Source organism: Pseudomonas juntendi, assembly GCF_009932375.1.
GTDB lineage: Bacteria > Pseudomonadota > Gammaproteobacteria > Pseudomonadales > Pseudomonadaceae > Aquipseudomonas > Aquipseudomonas juntendi.
Window position 1 is genome coordinate 55882 of sequence record NZ_BLJG01000038.1, and the last position, 17144, is coordinate 73025.

General features: G+C 61.2%; 14 protein-coding genes and 2 tRNA genes. 12 read left to right on the forward strand and 4 right to left on the reverse strand.

The genetic code is table 11. The features are described 5' to 3' along the window. Positions 1-3: 3 nt before the first annotated feature. The 11 genes from secG to GYA94_RS05635 all read left to right on the forward strand — a co-directional run bounded on the left by secG (position 4) and on the right by GYA94_RS05635 (position 10198). Entirely contained in the window at positions 4-405 is a 402-nt protein-coding gene (gene secG, locus GYA94_RS05585; RefSeq protein WP_009685347.1) for a preprotein translocase subunit SecG, read from the forward strand. 21 nt (positions 406-426) lie between these two features. Continuing rightward, positions 427-512 (forward strand) — tRNA-Leu (locus GYA94_RS05590). A 100-nt stretch (positions 513-612) separates the two neighbouring features. Then, a tRNA-Met gene (locus GYA94_RS05595) sits at positions 613-689 on the forward strand. 129 nt (positions 690-818) lie between these two features. Further along, entirely contained in the window at positions 819-1277 is a 459-nt protein-coding gene (rimP, locus tag GYA94_RS05600; RefSeq protein WP_009685348.1) for a ribosome maturation factor RimP, read from the forward strand. A gap of 59 nt (positions 1278-1336) precedes the next feature. Further along, positions 1337-2818, forward strand: a complete 1482-nt coding sequence (gene nusA, locus GYA94_RS05605; protein WP_009685349.1) for a transcription termination factor NusA — start codon at positions 1337-1339, stop codon at positions 2816-2818. 27 nt (positions 2819-2845) lie between these two features. Beyond that, complete coding sequence (gene infB, locus GYA94_RS05610) at positions 2846-5374, forward strand: translation initiation factor IF-2 (RefSeq protein WP_009685350.1); 2529 nt, start codon at positions 2846-2848, stop codon at positions 5372-5374. A 116-nt stretch (positions 5375-5490) separates the two neighbouring features. Beyond that, positions 5491-5889, forward strand: a complete 399-nt coding sequence (rbfA, locus tag GYA94_RS05615) for a 30S ribosome-binding factor RbfA (RefSeq protein ID WP_009685351.1) — start codon at positions 5491-5493, stop codon at positions 5887-5889. A 3-nt stretch (positions 5890-5892) separates the two neighbouring features. Then, positions 5893-6810, forward strand: a complete 918-nt coding sequence (gene truB / locus GYA94_RS05620; RefSeq protein WP_009685352.1) for a tRNA pseudouridine(55) synthase TruB — start codon at positions 5893-5895, stop codon at positions 6808-6810. 147 nt (positions 6811-6957) lie between these two features. Then, complete coding sequence (gene rpsO, locus GYA94_RS05625) at positions 6958-7227, forward strand: 30S ribosomal protein S15 (RefSeq protein WP_009685353.1); 270 nt, start codon at positions 6958-6960, stop codon at positions 7225-7227. 250 nt (positions 7228-7477) lie between these two features. Further along, positions 7478-9583 (forward strand): polyribonucleotide nucleotidyltransferase, encoded by a 2106-nt coding sequence (gene pnp, locus GYA94_RS05630; RefSeq protein WP_009685354.1) that lies wholly within the window; start codon positions 7478-7480, stop codon positions 9581-9583. A gap of 264 nt (positions 9584-9847) precedes the next feature. After that, entirely contained in the window at positions 9848-10198 is a 351-nt protein-coding gene (locus GYA94_RS05635; protein WP_161891940.1) for a BON domain-containing protein, read from the forward strand. A 68-nt stretch (positions 10199-10266) separates the two neighbouring features. Here GYA94_RS05635 and GYA94_RS05640 read toward each other — a convergent pair whose 3' ends face one another. Then, on the reverse strand, positions 10267-10569 hold the full coding sequence (locus tag GYA94_RS05640) for a heme-binding protein (protein WP_161891941.1): 303 nt from the start codon (positions 10567-10569) through the stop codon (positions 10267-10269). Positions 10570-10629: 60 nt separating this feature from the next. On the opposite strand from GYA94_RS05640, the gene GYA94_RS05645 reads away from it, so the two are divergent. After that, positions 10630-11043: a VOC family protein gene (locus tag GYA94_RS05645; RefSeq protein WP_161891942.1), complete on the forward strand. Its 414-nt coding sequence runs from the start codon at positions 10630-10632 to the stop codon at positions 11041-11043. A gap of 77 nt (positions 11044-11120) precedes the next feature. Here the strand turns inward: GYA94_RS05645 and GYA94_RS05650 are convergent, their stop codons facing one another. The 3 genes from GYA94_RS05650 to acs form a co-directional block, all read right to left on the reverse strand. Then, on the reverse strand, positions 11121-14057 hold the full coding sequence (locus tag GYA94_RS05650; protein ID WP_161891943.1) for a DUF748 domain-containing protein: 2937 nt from the start codon (positions 14055-14057) through the stop codon (positions 11121-11123). Between the two features lie 78 nt (positions 14058-14135). Beyond that, a complete protein-coding gene (locus GYA94_RS05655; RefSeq protein WP_161891944.1) occupies positions 14136-15005 on the reverse strand; it encodes an oxygenase MpaB family protein in 870 nt (289 codons plus the stop codon). Between the two features lie 42 nt (positions 15006-15047). Beyond that, positions 15048-16982, reverse strand: a complete 1935-nt coding sequence (acs, locus tag GYA94_RS05660; protein ID WP_110679063.1) for an acetate--CoA ligase — start codon at positions 16980-16982, stop codon at positions 15048-15050. Between the last annotated feature and the right edge of the window lie 162 nt (positions 16983-17144).

The following is a 17144-nucleotide window of genomic DNA, read 5'->3' on the forward strand; positions in this document are numbered from 1 at the left end:
CAAATGCTGGAAACAGTCATCGTTGTTTTTCATCTGTTGGCAGCGCTTTCGCTAGTAGTGCTGGTACTGTTGCAACAGGGTAAAGGTGCTGAAGCAGGTGCATCTTTCGGCGCGGGTGCTTCTAATACCGTGTTCGGGAGCCAAGGCTCTGCAACGTTCCTAAGTAAATTAACTGCTATACTCGCTGCCACTTTCTTTTTGACAGCACTTGGGTTAGGATACTTCGCGAAGCAACAAGCTCACCAGCTTAGCCAAGCAGGTCTTCCAGATCCAGCAGTGCTAGAAGTGAAAGAGCCGCAAAAACCGGCAGTCAATGATGATGTACCGGTGCTCCAACAGCAGCAGAAGAGCGAAGCCACTCCTAATACGGGTGATGTACCTCCTCCGGCAGAAGAGCAGAAGTAACGGGTTTCAAGTAGTAGTATTGCCGAGGTGGTGGAATTGGTAGACACGCAACCTTGAGGTGGTTGTGCCCATAGGGTGTAGGGGTTCGAGTCCCCTTCTCGGTACCAATTGAAGCTTGAGAGCCCGCTTTAGCGGGCTTTCTTGCAGGTGAAGGTTTGGATTTGACCCTCAGCAGGGTTCGGTCTTATACTTTCGCCCCAGCTTTGTCGCGGGGTGGAGCAGCTTGGTAGCTCGTCGGGCTCATAACCCGAAGGTCGTTGGTTCAAATCCAGCCCCCGCAACCAGCTTCAGCGGAGCCCCTTTTCAGGGGCTTTTTGCTAACCGAACAGTTTCGGCGTCGTTGTCCAACGGCGCTTTCAGGGATGGGCGCTTTGCCCATTTTTTATTTGCACAGCATGCACGAGGGGGTTCAGGTGTCGAGCAAGCTAGAACAGTTGCAGGCCTTGTTGGCCCCGGTTGTCGAGGGTCTGGGCTATCAATGCTGGGGGATCGAGTTCGTTTCCCAGGGTAAGCATTCGGTATTGCGCATCTACATCGACAAGGAAGGCGGTATTCTGGTGGACGATTGCGAAGCAGTCAGCCGTCAGGCCAGCGCAATCCTCGATGTGGAAGATCCAATCAGCAGTGAATACACCCTCGAGGTGTCTTCCCCAGGCATGGATCGCCCACTGTTCACTCTGGAACAGTTTGCCTCGCATGCCGGCGAACAAGTGAAGATCAAGCTGCGCTCACCCTTCGAGGGTCGTCGTAACTTCCAGGGCCTTCTCCGCGGTGTGGAGGAGCAGGACGTGGTGGTCCAGGTGGACAACCAGGAATTCCTTCTGCCGATCGATTCGATCGACAAGGCCAATATTATTCCCAGTTTTGACTGAGACGTGCCGGGCCCGGCGGACTATCCGGGCCCAATGGCTTGCGCAAGGCGAGGCGTACGATGAGCAAAGAAGTACTGCTGGTTGTTGAATCGGTATCCAACGAAAAAGGTGTACCGCCCGGCGTCATTTTCGAAGCGCTGGAGGTGGCCCTGGCCACTGCAACCAAAAAACGTTTTGAAGACGAAGTCGATCTGCGTGTGGAAATCAACCGCCACACCGGTAGCTACGAGACCTTCCGTCGCTGGACCGTGGTCGATGAAGCCGATCTGGACGATCCGGCGATCGAGACCTGGCTGGACAAGATCAAGGACACCCACCCTGAAGCCAAGGTAGGTGACGTGATCGAAGAGAAGATCGAGTCCATCGAATTTGGTCGCATCGCCGCCCAGACCGCCAAGCAGGTCATCGTGCAGAAGGTCCGCGAGGCCGAGCGTGCCCAGGTGGTCGATGCCTACCGCGAACGCGTTGGCGAAATCATCTCCGGTACCGTTAAAAAGGTTACCCGCGACAACGTCATCGTTGACCTGGGCAACAACGCCGAGGCCCTGTTGGCCCGCGAAGACATCATTCCCCGCGAAACCTTCCGTGTTGGCGTGCGCCTGCGTGCGCTGCTGAAGGAAATTCGCACTGAAAACCGTGGCCCTCAGCTGATCCTGTCGCGCACCGCGCCGCAGATGCTGATCGAGCTTTTCCGCATTGAAGTGCCGGAAATTGCCGAGGGCCTGATCGAAGTCATGGCTGCTTCCCGTGACCCGGGTTCGCGAGCCAAGATCGCCGTCCGCTCCAAGGACAAGCGTATCGACCCGCAAGGTGCCTGTATCGGCATGCGTGGTTCGCGCGTCCAGGCTGTATCCGGGGAGCTGGGTGGTGAGCGTGTGGATATCGTCCTGTGGGACGATAACCCGGCGCAGTTCGTCATCAACGCCATGTCGCCGGCTGAAGTCGCGGCGATCATCGTTGATGAAGATGCCCATGCCATGGACATCGCCGTCGCCGAGGACAACCTGGCCCAGGCCATTGGCCGTGGCGGTCAGAACGTTCGTCTTGCCAGTCAGTTGACCGGCTGGACCTTGAACGTGATGACCGAGAAGGACATCCAGGCCAAGCAACAGGCCGAAACCGGTGACATCCTGCGCAATTTCATCGATGAACTGGAAGTCGACGAGGAGCTGGCCCAAGTGCTGGTCGACGAAGGCTTCACCAGCCTCGAAGAAATTGCCTACGTACCGTTGGAAGAAATGCTCAACATCGATGGCTTTGACGAAGATATCGTCAATGAGCTCCGCGCTCGAGCCAAGGACCGTTTGTTGACCAAGGCCATCGCTACCGAAGAAAAACTGGCAGACGCCCACCCGGCCGAAGACCTGCTCTCCCTTGAGGGCATGGACAAGGACCTGGCGGCTGAACTGGCGGTGCGCGGCGTGGTTAACCGCGAAGACCTGGCCGAGCAGTCGATCGACGATCTGCTCGACATCGACGGCATCGACGAAGAGCGTGCCGGCAAGTTGATCATGGCCGCCCGAGCCCACTGGTTCGAGTAATTAGGCGCGGCCTGAGGAGAGAAGTGCATGACGCAAGTCACGGTGAAAGAACTGGCCCAAGAGGTCGAGGCACCGGTAGAGCGCCTGCTGCAGCAGATGCGTGAGGCAGGTCTGCCGCACACCGACGCCGGTCAGGTAGTGACCGACAATGAGAAGCAGACCCTGCTGACTCATTTGAAGAGCAGCCACAAGAGCAAGGCGGAAGAGCCGCGCAAGATTACCTTGCAGCGCAAAACCACCAGCACCCTGCGTGTCGCCGGTAGCAAGAGCATCAGCGTAGAAGTACGCAAGAAGAAAGTTTTCGTGCAGCGCAGCCCGGAAGAAATCCAGGCTGAGCAGAAGCGTGAGCTGGAAGAGCGCCGTGCGGCCGAAAACGCCGCGCGCGACAAGGTCGAGGCCGAAGTTCGCCAGCGCAACGAGGAACAGGCTCGCCGTCAGGCTGCCGATACCGCAACAGCGGCCCCGGCGCCTGCCGCCAAGCCAGAGCCGGCTCCTGCCGCTGCCCCGGCCCCGGTCGTCGCCGACGCGCCAGCCTCCGAAGACGCTGCAGCCCGTGCTGCCGAGCGCAAGAAGGACGAGACCCGTCGCAACGAGAGCCGTACCCGTGATGACGACCGTCGTCGTGGCGAAGCCCCTCGTGTGTCGATCAAGGTCAAGGTCAAGGAGAAGGAAAAGGCTCCAACGCCACGTGCCGCTCCGCGTACCACCGATGAAGAGAGCGACGGCGCCCGTCGTGGTCGTGGTGGCAAGAGCAAGCTGAAGAAGCGTAACCAGCACGGCTTCCAGAACCCGACCGGTCCAGTCATCCGTGACGTGACCATCGGCGAGACCATCACCGTCTCCGAACTGGCCCAGCAGATGTCGGTCAAGGCCGCTGAAGTGGTCAAGTTCATGTTCAAGATGGGTACCCCGGTCACCATCAACCAGGTGCTCGACCAGGAAACTGCCCAGCTGATCGCTGAAGAGCTGGGCCACAAGGTCACGCTGATCAGCGACACCGCGCTGGAAGATTCCCTGGCCGAATCGCTGAAGTTCGAAGGCCAGGCCGAGTCCCGCGCGCCGGTGGTTACCGTCATGGGTCACGTTGACCATGGCAAGACCTCGCTGCTCGACTACATCCGTCGTGCCAAGGTTGCTGCTGGCGAAGCCGGTGGCATTACCCAGCACATCGGTGCCTACCACGTGGAAACCGACCGCGGCATGGTCACCTTCCTCGATACCCCGGGCCACGCTGCGTTCACCCAGATGCGTGCCCGTGGTGCCAAGGCGACCGACATCGTCATCCTGGTGGTGGCGGCGGACGACGGCGTAATGCCGCAAACCCGCGAAGCGGTTCAGCATGCCAAGGCAGCTGGCGTTCCGCTGGTGGTTGCAGTGAACAAGATCGACAAGCCGGGTGCTGACCTCGATCGTATCCGTAACGAACTGGCCGTCGAAGGCGTTACCTCCGAGGACTGGGGTGGTGACACGCCATTCGTCAAGGTATCGGCGAAGATGGGTACCGGTGTCGACGAGCTGCTCGAAGCCGTGCTGCTGCAGGCCGAGATCCTCGAACTGACCGCTACCCCGACTGCACCTGGTCGTGGCGTGGTCGTCGAATCGCGCCTGGACAAGGGCCGCGGCCCGGTCGCGACCATCCTGGTTCAGGACGGTACGCTGCGTCAGGGCGACATGGTGCTGTGCGGTTCGAACTATGGCCGCGTGCGTGCCATGCTCGACGAGAACGGCAAGCCTGTGAAGGAAGCCGGCCCGTCGATCCCGGTCGAGATCCTTGGCCTGGACGGTACCCCGGAAGCCGGTGACGAGCTGTCCGTGGTTGCCGACGAGAAGAAAGCCCGCGAAGTTGCCATGTTCCGTCAAGGCAAGTACCGCGAGGTCAAGCTGGCCCGCGCTCACGCCGGCAAGCTGGAAAACATCTTCGAGACCATGGGTCAGGAAGAGAAGAAAACCCTCAACATCGTGCTCAAGACCGATGTGCGTGGTTCTCTCGAGGCGCTGCAGGGTTCGCTTGGCGGCCTGGGCAACGACGAAGTGCAAGTGCGCGTGATTGGTGGTGGCGTCGGTGGTATCACCGAGAGCGATGCCAACCTGGCGCTGGCTTCGAACGCTGTACTGTTCGGCTTCAACGTGCGTGCCGATGCCGGTGCGCGCAAGATCGTCGAGCAGGAAGGTCTGGATATGCGTTACTACAACGTGATCTACGACATCATCGAAGACGTCAAGAAGGCCCTGACCGGCATGCTCGGCAGCGATGTTCGCGAGAACATCCTGGGTGTTGCCGAAGTGCGTGACGTGTTCCGTTCGCCGAAGTTCGGCGCCATCGCTGGCTGTATGGTCATCGAGGGTACCGTGTACCGCAACCGTCCGATCCGCGTACTGCGCGACGACGTTGTGATCTTCGAAGGCGAGCTGGAATCGCTGCGTCGCTTCAAGGACGACGCCTCCGAAGTGCGTTCGGGCATGGAGTGCGGTATTGGCGTCAAGAGCTACAACGACGTCAAGGTCGGCGACAAGATCGAAGTCTTCGAGAAAGTCCAGGTGGCTCGTACCCTTTAAGGGCGAGCGAGCCGCAAGCGCCCCTTGCAGGGCGGCTTGCGGTACCTCTTCAGGTAGCGCCCGGTCAGGCTCAGGTCTGCCCGGGCGTTTGCCGCTTTAAGTTACAGGTAGCAAGAATGGCCAAAGAATATAGCCGTACCCAACGTATTGGCGATCAGATGCAGCGCGAGCTGGCCGAGCTGATCCGTCGCGAAGTCAAAGACCCGCGTGTCGGCCTGGTGACCATCACCGCCGTGGACGTGAGCCGCGACCTGGGCCATGCCAAGGTGTTCATCACCGTCATGGGCGAAGAAACCCCGGACGCGGTGCAGCAGTCGCTCAAGGCACTCAACAGCGCTGCCAGCTTCCTGCGCCTGCACCTGGGGCGTTCGATGCAACTGCGCAGCGTGCCGCAACTGCACTTCCACTTCGATGAAAGTGTCAGCCGCGGTGTGCACCTGTCGGCGCTGATCGAGCGTGCAGTGGCCGAAGACCGCATGCACAAGGAAGCCGACGAGCCGGACACCAAGGAGTAAGCGGTGGCCCAGGTCAAACGTATCCGCCGCAACGTCAGCGGCATCATCCTGCTGGACAAGCCGCTGGGCTTCACCTCCAATGCCGCCCTGCAGAAAGTGCGCTGGCTGCTGAATGCGGAAAAGGCCGGCCACACCGGTAGCCTCGACCCGCTGGCAACCGGCGTGCTGCCGTTGTGCTTTGGCGAGGCGACCAAGTTTTCGCAGTACCTGCTCGACTCCGACAAGGGCTACGAAACGGTCATGCAGCTGGGGCAGACTACCAACACCGGCGACGCCGAAGGTGAGGTTCTGCAGACCCGTGAGGTGACCGTTGGTCGCGCCGATATCGAGGCGGTGCTGCCGCGTTTTCGCGGCCCCATCAGCCAGATACCGCCCATGTACTCGGCACTCAAGCGTGATGGCCAGCCGCTGTACAAGCTGGCACGTGCAGGAGAGGTAGTGGAGCGCGAGGCGCGTTCTGTTACTATTGGCCGCTTGGAGTTGCTCGAGTGCGAAGGCACCCGTGCACGGTTGAGCGTAGGTTGCAGCAAAGGCACCTATATCCGCACCCTGGTGGAGGATATCGGTGAGGCCCTGGGCTGCGGCGCCTATGTTGCCGAGCTGCGCAGGACCCAGGCCGGGCCCTTCGCGCTGGCACAGACGGTGACCCTCGAAGCGCTCGAACAGGCTCACGCCGAAGGCGGCAACGAAGCGCTGGACCGCTTCCTGATGCCCTCGGACAGCGGCCTGCAGGACTGGCCAATGGTCAGCCTGTCCGAACACAGTGCGTTCTACTGGCTGCATGGGCAGGCGGTACGCGCGCCGGACGCGCCACAATTTGGCATGGTCCGGGTACAGGATCATAATGCGCGCTTCATCGGTATCGGTGAAGTGAGCGAAGACGGGCGCATCGCGCCACGTCGGCTTATTCGGTCGGAATGACCGAAACCGCGGGGCCAGGCAATTGCCGAACCCCACGGCAGCAAGGGTGGCTGTCAGTAGGCACGGTCACACCTTTTTTATTAATACAGGGATTTGTCCCTGGCCTATTGGACCCCGCATGCGGGATCCGTTATCAGGAGAAGCCAAATGGCCCTCAGCGTTGAAGAAAAAGCTAAGATCGTTGCCGAATATCAGCAAGCCGCCGGCGATACCGGTAGCCCGGAAGTGCAGGTTGCTCTGCTGACCCACAACATCAACAAGCTGCAAGGCCACTTCAAGGCCAACGATAAAGACCACCACTCCCGTCGTGGTCTGATCCGTATGGTTAACCAGCGTCGTAAGCTGCTGGACTACCTGAAGGGCAAAGACACCACTCGTTACAGCGCCCTGATCGGTCGCCTGGGCCTGCGTCGCTAATAGCGGCCTGGTCAGTGGTGTGCATGGCGTGTCGCAGGCTTCGGCTTTGCTGTTTCGCAGCAGGGTCGTCGGGCACGCCACGCGTATCTCCGAGGTTGGCATCCTGGTTCAGCTGAGCGGTTTACCGCGCAGCGGCCAGGCTCCCAGCCTCGTGTTGTATCTGGACGGTCAATGGGGCCGATTCCCCGTTCTGCCCAAGAATTCGCAAGAAACCAGTTCCCCCAAGAGCCACTGAAAAAGGTAGGAAACCGTGAACCCGGTAATCAAGACTTTCCAGTTCGGTCAATCGACCGTCACTCTCGAAACGGGCCGTATTGCCCGTCAGGCAACCGGCGCCGTGCTGGTTACCGTCGATAACGACGTCACCGTGCTGGTGACTGTGGTAGGCGCCAAACAGGCTGATCCAGGCAAGGGCTTCTTCCCGCTGTCGGTTCACTACCAGGAAAAGACCTACGCCGCCGGCAAGATCCCAGGTGGCTTCTTCAAGCGTGAAGGCCGTCCTTCCGAGAAAGAGACGCTGACCTCGCGCCTGATCGACCGTCCGATCCGCCCGCTGTTCCCGGAAGGCTTCATGAACGAAGTGCAGGTTGTCTGCACCGTGGTTTCCACCAGCAAGAAGACTGACCCGGACATCGCTGCGATGATCGGTACCTCGGCTGCCCTGGCCATTTCCGGCATTCCATTCGAAGGCCCGATCGGTGCGGCGCGCGTGGCCTTCCACGAAAGCACCGGCTACCTGCTGAACCCGACTTACGAGCAACTGGCTGCCTCCAGCCTGGACATGGTCGTTGCCGGTACTTCCGACGCCGTGCTGATGGTTGAATCGGAAGCCCAGGAGCTGACCGAAGACCAGATGCTGGGCGCGGTACTGTTCGCCCATGACGAGTTCCAGGCCGTGATCCAGGCCGTGAAAGAGCTGGCTGCCGAAGCGGGCAAGCCAACCTGGGACTGGAAACCTGCGGTGGCCAACACCGAGCTGTTCAACGCCATCCGTGCCGAGTTCGGCGAAGCGGTTTCGCAAGGCTACACCATTACCGTCAAGGCTGACCGCTATGCGCGCCTGGGCGAGCTGCGTGACCAGGCGGTTGCCAAGTTCTCCGGTGAAGAAGGCCAGCCTTCGGCTGCTGAAGTAAAAGACATCTTCGGCGAAATCGAATACCGCACCGTTCGCGAAAACATCGTCAACGGCAAGCCACGAATCGACGGCCGCGACACCAAGACCGTTCGCCCGCTGAACATCGAAGTGGGCGTGCTGCCGAAAACCCACGGTTCGGCGCTGTTCACCCGCGGTGAAACCCAGGCCCTGGTGGTTGCGACCTTGGGTACTGCCCGTGACGCCCAGCTGCTGGACACCCTCGAAGGCGAGAAGAAAGACCCCTTCATGCTGCACTACAACTTCCCACCGTTCTCGGTAGGTGAGTGTGGCCGCATGGGCGGCGCTGGCCGTCGTGAAATCGGCCACGGCCGTCTGGCCCGTCGTTCGGTCCAGGCCATGCTGCCTGCCGCCGACGTGTTCCCGTACACCATCCGCGTGGTCTCGGAAATCACCGAATCCAACGGTTCCAGCTCCATGGCTTCGGTCTGCGGTGCTTCGCTGGCGCTGATGGACGCCGGTGTGCCGATGAAGGCGCCAGTGGCCGGTATCGCCATGGGCCTGGTGAAGGAAGGCGACAAGTTCGCGGTCCTGACCGACATCCTCGGTGACGAAGACCACCTGGGCGACATGGACTTCAAGGTAGCCGGTACCGCCAAAGGCGTCACCGCGCTGCAGATGGACATCAAGATCAACGGCATCACCGAAGAGATCATGGAAATCGCCCTGGGCCAAGCCCTGGAAGCGCGCCTGAACATCCTCGGCCAGATGAACCAGGTCATTGGCCAGTCGCGCACCGAGCTGTCGGCCAACGCGCCTACCATGATCTCGATGAAGATCGACACCGACAAGATCCGTGACGTGATCGGTAAAGGCGGCGCCACCATTCGCGCCATCTGCGAAGAGACCAAGGCTTCGATCGACATCGAAGACGACGGCTCGATCAAGATCTTCGGCGAAACCAAGGAAGCGGCAGATGCTGCCAAGCAGCGCATCCTGGGCATCACCGCCGAGGCCGAGATCGGCAAGATCTACGTCGGCAAGGTCGAGCGTATCGTCGACTTCGGCGCCTTCGTCAATATCCTGCCTGGCAAAGACGGCCTGGTGCACATCTCCATGCTGAGCGATGCGCGCGTCGAGAAAGTCACCGACATCCTCAAGGAAGGCCAGGAAGTTGAAGTACTGGTGCTGGACGTGGACAACCGCGGCCGTATCAAGCTGTCGATCAAGGACGTAGCCGCGGCCAAGGCCTCGGGCGTTTAAGCGACCGCTACGCAGCAATGAAAGAGCCCTTCGGGGCTCTTTTTTTTTGACCGGGGCGGGAACCTTTTGCGGACTTGCATCTTGCATGCAGGTTGCAGGTGCAGATTGCAAAATGCATGACTACTGCCGTTTCGCTTAATCGCTAAGGTACTGATTTATAAGGTTTTAATAGAAAATCAAAACCTGGCACAGCGCATGCAACTACCTTCATACCTGACGCCAGGACACACGGCGCAGACCTTTCGAAAAACAGGAGTGACCCACATGAAGAAGTTCGCCATTGCTGCCGCTACTGCTACCGCTCTGACCCTGACCATGGCTAACGCGGCTTTTGCCCAACAGACCACCCAGGCCCCGATGATGCTGGCGGCCGGTGAGGTGACCAAAGCCAAGGAAGCTACCTCCGATACCTGGATCACCACCAAGGTCAAGGCTGACCTGATGACCGAGAAAGGCGTACCAGGCAGCGACATCAAGGTAGAAACCAACAAAGGCGTGGTTTCGCTGTCGTCTGACGTGAAAGTGACTAACACCCAGAAAGAAATGGCAGTCAGCATTGCCAAGAAGATCAAAGGCGTACAGGCCGTTTCGGCTGACGGCCTGAAAGCCGAATAAGGAATGTCCCGTCGGCCAAACGGATTTGGCCACCAAATGCTGTAGGGCCGCTTCGCGGCCCCTTTTATTTAATAAGCCGGATTACTCGCTACCACATCACTCTCGAAGCATTCCTGCTCAATGATCAGCGGTTCGACCAGGGGCCGGCTATCTAGAAAATGGGCGGTCTGGGTATGCGCCTCATACGCCGCATCATCGCGGTAGATCTCATACAGGTAGATCACATCCGGATCGACCCTGTCCTGCGACACATCGAAAACCAGGCAACCCGCCTCGCTGGCCACCGACGCAGCGGCATTGACTTTGATCGCGCTTAGGAAAGCATCGGCACATCCGGGCTTCACGCGGGTCTTGATGAACAGGCTATACACAAAGCGCTCCTTTTGTTTTAAATTCAATAATGAATTGTATACAAAAAAGGAGCCTAGCCAATGTCTGAATTGCCTGCCCGCCCTGGCCGCCTGAATGGCCTGCGCCATATTGCCTTGCTGGTACCCAACCTTGAGGAGTGCGAACGCTTTTACGTCGATGTGCTGGGTATGGAAGTACTGAGCCGCGCCAATGAAGACTTGGTGTACCTGACCTGCGGTAATGACAACATGTCGCTGGGGCGCGGGGCAGGGGCTGCCAACGGGTTGCAGACCCTAGATCATTACGGGTTCATCGTGGACAGCGTCGAGGAACTGGAGGCCTGGTATGCGTACTTCAAGGCCCGAGGGGTGACCTTGCTCGACCGGCCTTTCAGCCATGGTGATGGCGCGCGCAGCTTCCACCTGCTGGACCCGGCGGGGAACAAGGTGCAGCCGCTGTATCACCCGGCGGTGTCGGGGCAGCGGTTGGTCTGAAGCCTGCGCCCGCCTCTGTGGGAGCGGCCTTGTGTCGCGAAAGGGCCGCTCCCACAGGTGCGCGTCAGGCTTGCTAATTACTCAGCATCCAGATGCATCGGGGTGACCACCCGGCCGTCTTTCTCGGGCTGGCCCAGGCTGGTGTCGATGAAGTACACCCGGTCATCTTCCAGCTTGCCTTTGTCGACCAGGTAATCCTTGATGCTGCTGGCCCGCTCCTGACCCAGCGTGCGCAACAATGCAGTACTCTCCGCCCACGACTTGATCACCGCATCGCGCAACTTGGCCGTGCGTTCGTCACGGCTTAGTTGCTCCCATTCGGCCGGCGGTTGTTGCTTCAGGCGTGTACGGTAGATGCCTTCGAGCATCGCGGGTTTGTCGCTGTCGTCGACCACCAGCATCGAGGCATTGGCAGGCACCTTGTCGCCGCGACGCTGCAATATCTTGTACCAGGTGGCCTGATACTCACGTTCCAGGCGTTGCTGGGCAATCAGTGGGCCATCGCTGGCCTGGGCGCTGGTGCCCTCGATTTCCAGGCGCAACTCCGGGCGTTCTTTAAGCGCGGAAGCCAGCTTGTCCAGCGCCGCCTGGGCATCGCCACTGAGGGTACTGGAACCGGGGGCGAAGGCGACGTTACCCAGGTCTTGCGAACCGCCGCCAGTGATCAGCCCACCGATGAACTTGAAGGGCGCCTGGGCTGCCCGCAGCACCAGGTTGCGCAGGGTTTGCCAGACGATCGGCATCACGCTGAACTGCGGGTTGTTGAGGTCGCCCGACACGGGCAGCTCGATCGAGATCTTGCCTTGAGTGTCCTTCAACAACGCCACCGCCAGGCGGATCGGCAGGTCGACCGCATCCGGGCTGTCGACTTTCTCACCTAACTGCAGTTGCTCCACCACTACCTTGTTCTCGGCTTTGAGCTGGCCATTGGTGATCAGGTAGTGCAAGTCGAGGTTGAGCCGGCCTTTGCGAATGCGGTAACCAGCGAATTTGCCGGAATAGGGCGTCAAGGTGGTCAGCTCGACGCGCTTGAAGCTGGTGGCGATGTCCAGGCTGGCCAGCGGGTTGAACGGGTTGAGGGCGCCCTTGATGGTAACCGGCGCGTAGCGGTCGACCTTGCCTTTCACATCCACCTTGGCAGGCACCGGCTTGCGGTTGTCGATGGTGCCGATCTGCCCGTTGAGTTGCTGCACGGCGGTGGCGAAGTTGGGGGTAAGGGACAGGTCGGCAAAGTTGGCCGAGCCGTTCTTGATGTCGACCTGGCCAATATGAATGCCCAGCGGCTTGTTGCTGCTGGCGGGGGCCGTTGTGGCCGGGCTGCTTGGCTTTGCGCCGGCCGGTTGCGGGATCAACAGGTCATTGACGTTGGTCGTGCGGTCTTCGTTGATGATGAAGCGCGCGTAGGGCTCCTGCAGGGTCACCTTGTCGATCGACAGGGCATCACCGTGCACATACGACAAGCCGTCTACGTTGACCTGTTGCCATTTCACAAAGTCCCGGCTCTTGATGGTGTCCAACGTATGCAGTTGGCTGACCTGGGCCTTGCCGGTGACCGTGAAGGCCAGTGGCGTGGTGTTCTTCAGGTCGACCTTGAGGTCACTGTCGAGCATGCCGCTGCGCAGTTCCAGCAGGATGAACGGGCTGACGTAGGCCTGGGCCACGCGCAGGTCGATGTCGCGGGTGCTGACGTCGAGCTTGGCCTGGATGGGCGCCAGGTTCACCTGGCCGGCGGCCTGCAGCTTGCCTTGCTTGCCTACGCCGGTATCGAGCTTGAGGATGAAGGGGGACTGGTTGAGGCTGTCGAAGCCTTGCAGGTCGACATTCAGCGGGCCGACATCGAGCGCTACCGGTTCTTTCTGGCTGCGATCTGCCAGGTGCACCAGGTAGTTGCGCAGTTGCACGTCCTTGAGCAATACCTGCCAAGGCTTGGCCGGTTCGTTGGCCGATTGCGGCTCAGGCGCAGGGCCGGCGGCAGCCGGTTCGGCCTTTTCTTTCGGCGTGGCTTTGGCCGGTTGGCTGGCGAACAGCTTCTGCCAGTCGAGCTGGCCGTCCTTTTCCAGTGCAGCCCAGGTTTCCAGCTTGTCGCTGCGCAGCTTGCCCACACTGACCTGTTGCTTGACCAGGTCGACGGTCGTCTCGCTCACCTCCAGATTGGCCAGGCGCGCCAACGGGCGGCCGTCTGGCGCGTTGATGGCGAACGGGGCCACCCGCAGCGTGGCGTTGTCCAGCAGCAGCTCGGTCTGCTTGGCGAGGTTGAGCTTGTACTGGGTCTGAAGGCTGACCAGCCCGTCCTGCAGCACCAGGGGCACGGCATCGCGCACGTAGGGCCAGAACAGCTTCATCTTGGCGTCGGTGACTTTCAGCGTGCCTTGCGAGGCGATCGGCGATAGGCTGAGGGTGCCGTTCCAGTCGATGCGCCCGCCGTTGGGGCCGTTGGCCACCAGGGTCATGTCGGCGTTGTCGTCAGGCAAGGTGCTGAGGTTCTTCAGCTCCAGGTTCATGTTGTCGTAGAGGAACTCGATGGGTTCGCTCGGGCGCATGTCCTGGAAGTGCAGCAAGCCTTGCTTGAGCTTGATGCTGCCGATACGCAGCGGGAAGGGGTCGCTGGGTGGCTCGTCGGGCTTGGCTTCGCTCGGCGGCAGCTTGAACAACGTCGTCAGGTTGAGTGTGCCGTCTTTGGCGAACAGGACCTGGTTGCGGGGCTTGTCGAGCTCGACCGCTTCCAGGTGCAGGGCCTTGCTCCACAGGCTGTCGAGCGACAGGTTGGCGTACAACCGGTCGAAACCGATCTGCTCCTTGCCAGGCTCGCCAAGCTGCAGGCCCCACAGGGTCAGCTCGAGGCTGAAGGGGTTGAGTTCGATGCGTTCAAGGTGCGCGGGCACGGTAGCGTACTTGGCCAATTGCTGATTGGCGATACGCAGCGCCACGCCGGGAAGAATCAGGAACCCAAGCAGGCTGTAGAGGGCTACCAGGGCCACGATGGCGCCAGCGGCGCGAGTCAATCCTTTGTACATGTGTCGCTTCGTCGGTCTGAGCAGGAGTGCTTGGAGTATGGCACGTTAAATCAGTTCCGCAGGCGCGACCTGTTGCCCTCACTCGATGCCCATGCGCCGCCTGGCGCGGTGCGCGGAGCCGTCGCGCATTGCCCAGCGCAGCAGCGCTGCCGTGGGCTTGAGGCCCAGGCGGATCAGGCGCTGCTGCCAGGGCCGGTGCTGCAGGCCAAGCAGGCTCTGGCCCCAGCCAGGCAGCAGGTCGATGCCGGCGTGCAGCATCAGTTTGCCCACCGGTTGAGCCAGGCGGCTGGGGGCAGGGGCGTCGAGCAGAATCCGCATGACCTCCCGGCTGCGCGCATCACAGTGCAGTTGCGGGCGCATGGCTTGCAGGTAGGCATCCACCTGCTGGCACGAGCGTGGTAGGTCACGGGCGCCAAGGCGCTCGGCGATCAAGGCGATTTCATTGTAGTAGGCATCTTGCTCGCTGCGCGGCAGGTGCGGGTTACGGTAGCGCAAGTGGGCGGCCAGAAAGCTGCTGACCTCTGCCACATGCACCCAGGTCAGCAAGGCTGGGTCGCTGGCCGCGTAGGGCCGGCCATCCGGCGCGGTGCCGGTCACTTGCAGGTGGATGGTGCGCACTTTCTCGATCAGCCACTCGGCATCACCGGTCGCGCCGAAGGTTGTACCGGAGATGAACTGGCTGGTGCGCCGCAGGCGGCCGAGCAAGTCCTCGCGGAAGTTGGAGTGGTCCCACACGCCGGCCAGGGCCAGCGGATGCAATAGCTGCAGCATGAGTGCGCTGATGCCGCCGACCAGCATGCTCGGAAAATCGCCATGCACCTGCCAACTGACACTGTGCGGGCCGAACAGCCCTGGGTCACCCTTGGGGGACTCCAGGTCGAGCTGGCCGAGGGCCAGCCCGGTAAGGCTCATGACCTGGGTTTCGATATGGCGGCGTAGGGCTTCCATGGCGACCTGCGATACAGGGCGGCCATCAGCAGCGGCCGCCGGTTACTGGTTGAGGCGTTTGTCGATCAGGTCCTGCACCACGGCGGGGTCGGCCAGCGTCGAAGTATCGCCCAGGTTGTCCAGTTCGTTGCAGGCGATCTTGCGCAGTATACGCCGCATGATCTTGCCGGAGCGGGTCTTGGGCAGTGCCGGGGCCCACTGGATCAGCTCGGGCTTGGCGAAACTGCCGATTTCCTTACTGACCATGGCGAGTAGCTCGGCCTTGAGCGCTTCGTCCGGTGTAACGCCATTCATGGCCGTGACGAAGGCGTACACGCCCTGGCCCTTGAGGTCATGCGGGTAGCCGACCACGGCGGCTTCGGCGACGCGATCATGCAACACCAGTGCGCTTTCCACTTCGGCCGTGCCGATACGGTGCCCTGACACATTGATCACGTCGTCAATACGCCCGGTGATCCAGTAGTCGCCGTCGGCATCACGGCGGGCGCCATCGCCGGTGAAGTAGTAACCGGGCATGGGTTTGAAATACGTGTCGACCATGCGCTGGTGGTCGCCATAGACACTGCGGATCTGCCCGGGCCAGCTGGCCTTGATCACCAGCAGGCCGGCACCCGGCCCATCTATCACCTCGCCCTTTTCATCCAGCAGGGCGGGCTGTACGCCGAACATGGGCTGGGTGGCACAGCCCGGCTTGAACGTGGTCGAGCCGGGCAGGGGGGTCAACATGATGCCGCCGGTTTCGGTCTGCCACCAGGTGTCGACGATGGGGCAGCGCTTTTGCCCGACCTCTTCGAAGTACCACTCCCAGGCTTCCGGGTTGATCGGCTCGCCGACACTGCCCAGCAGGCGCAGGCTTTTGCGCGAGGTGCCCTGCAGTGGCCCAGAGCCCTCGCGCATCAGTGCCCGCAGCGCGGTCGGCGCGGTGTAGAAAATATTGACCTGGTGCTTGTCCACCACCTGCCAGAAGCGCGAGGTGTCTGGATAGTTCGGTACCCCTTCGAACATCAGCGAGATGGCGCCGTTGGCCAATGGGCCGTAGACGATGTAGCTGTGCCCGGTCACCCAGCCCACATCCGCGGTGCACCAGAACACTTCGCCGTCGCGGTAATCGAACACCACCTTGAAGGTCAGGGTTGCCTGCAACAGGTAGCCGGCGGTGGTGTGCAGCACGCCCTTGGGTTTGCCGGTGCTGCCAGAGGTGTAGAGGATGAACAGCGGGTCTTCGGCTGCCATGGGCTCGGGGGCGCAGTCGTCGCCGGCGTGTTCGGTTGCCTCGTGGTACCAGAGGTCGCGGCCCTCGGCCCAGTCCACCGCGCCTGCGGTACGGCGTACCACGAAGACGCTGCTGACGGCCGGGCAACTGGCCAGGGCTTTGTCGACATTCTGCTTCAACGGGATACGCTTGCCGCCGCGCACGCCTTCATCGGCGGTAATCACCGTACGGCAGTCGGCATCGAGAAGACGATCACGCAGGGCGTCCGGCGAGAAGCCACCGAACACCACCGAATGGATAGCGCCGATGCGGGTGCAGGCCAGCATGGCGAACGCTGCTTCGGGGATCATCGGCATGTAGATGCACACGCGGTCGCCTTTCTTCACCCCGCGCGCCTTCAGGGCGTTGGCCAGGCGGCAGACTTCGCGGTGCAGTTCGCGGTAGCTGATGGCTTTGGCATCTTTAGGGTCGTCGCCTTCCCACAGCAAGGCCGTCTGCTCAGCGCGCTGGGCCAGGTGGCGGTCGATGCAGTTGTAACTGACGTTGAGCTGTGCGCCGTCGAACCAGCGGGCCTCGCCGGAGCGCAGGTCGCACTGCTGCACGCTTGACCACGGCTTGATCCAGTCCAGGCGCTTGGCTTGCTCGGCCCAGAAGGCGTCGGGGTCTTCTACCGACTGGCGGTAAAGGCGCTGGTAGTCGTCAGGTGTGAGGGCGGCGGACTGGCTGACGGCCAGGGCCTGGGGATAGTTGCGGATATCGAACATGGCGGTGGTCCTGCTCTTGTAAGGGGCGAGGGACTGCAACGGCTATTCGATAGGACAGTGTAGCTGGGAGAGGTGTTCAAATTGTGCCGGCCTCTTCGCGGGCATGCCCGCTCCCACAGGTACTACGCCCCGCTCGCGGGCGGCGCTATCGCTGTGGGAGCG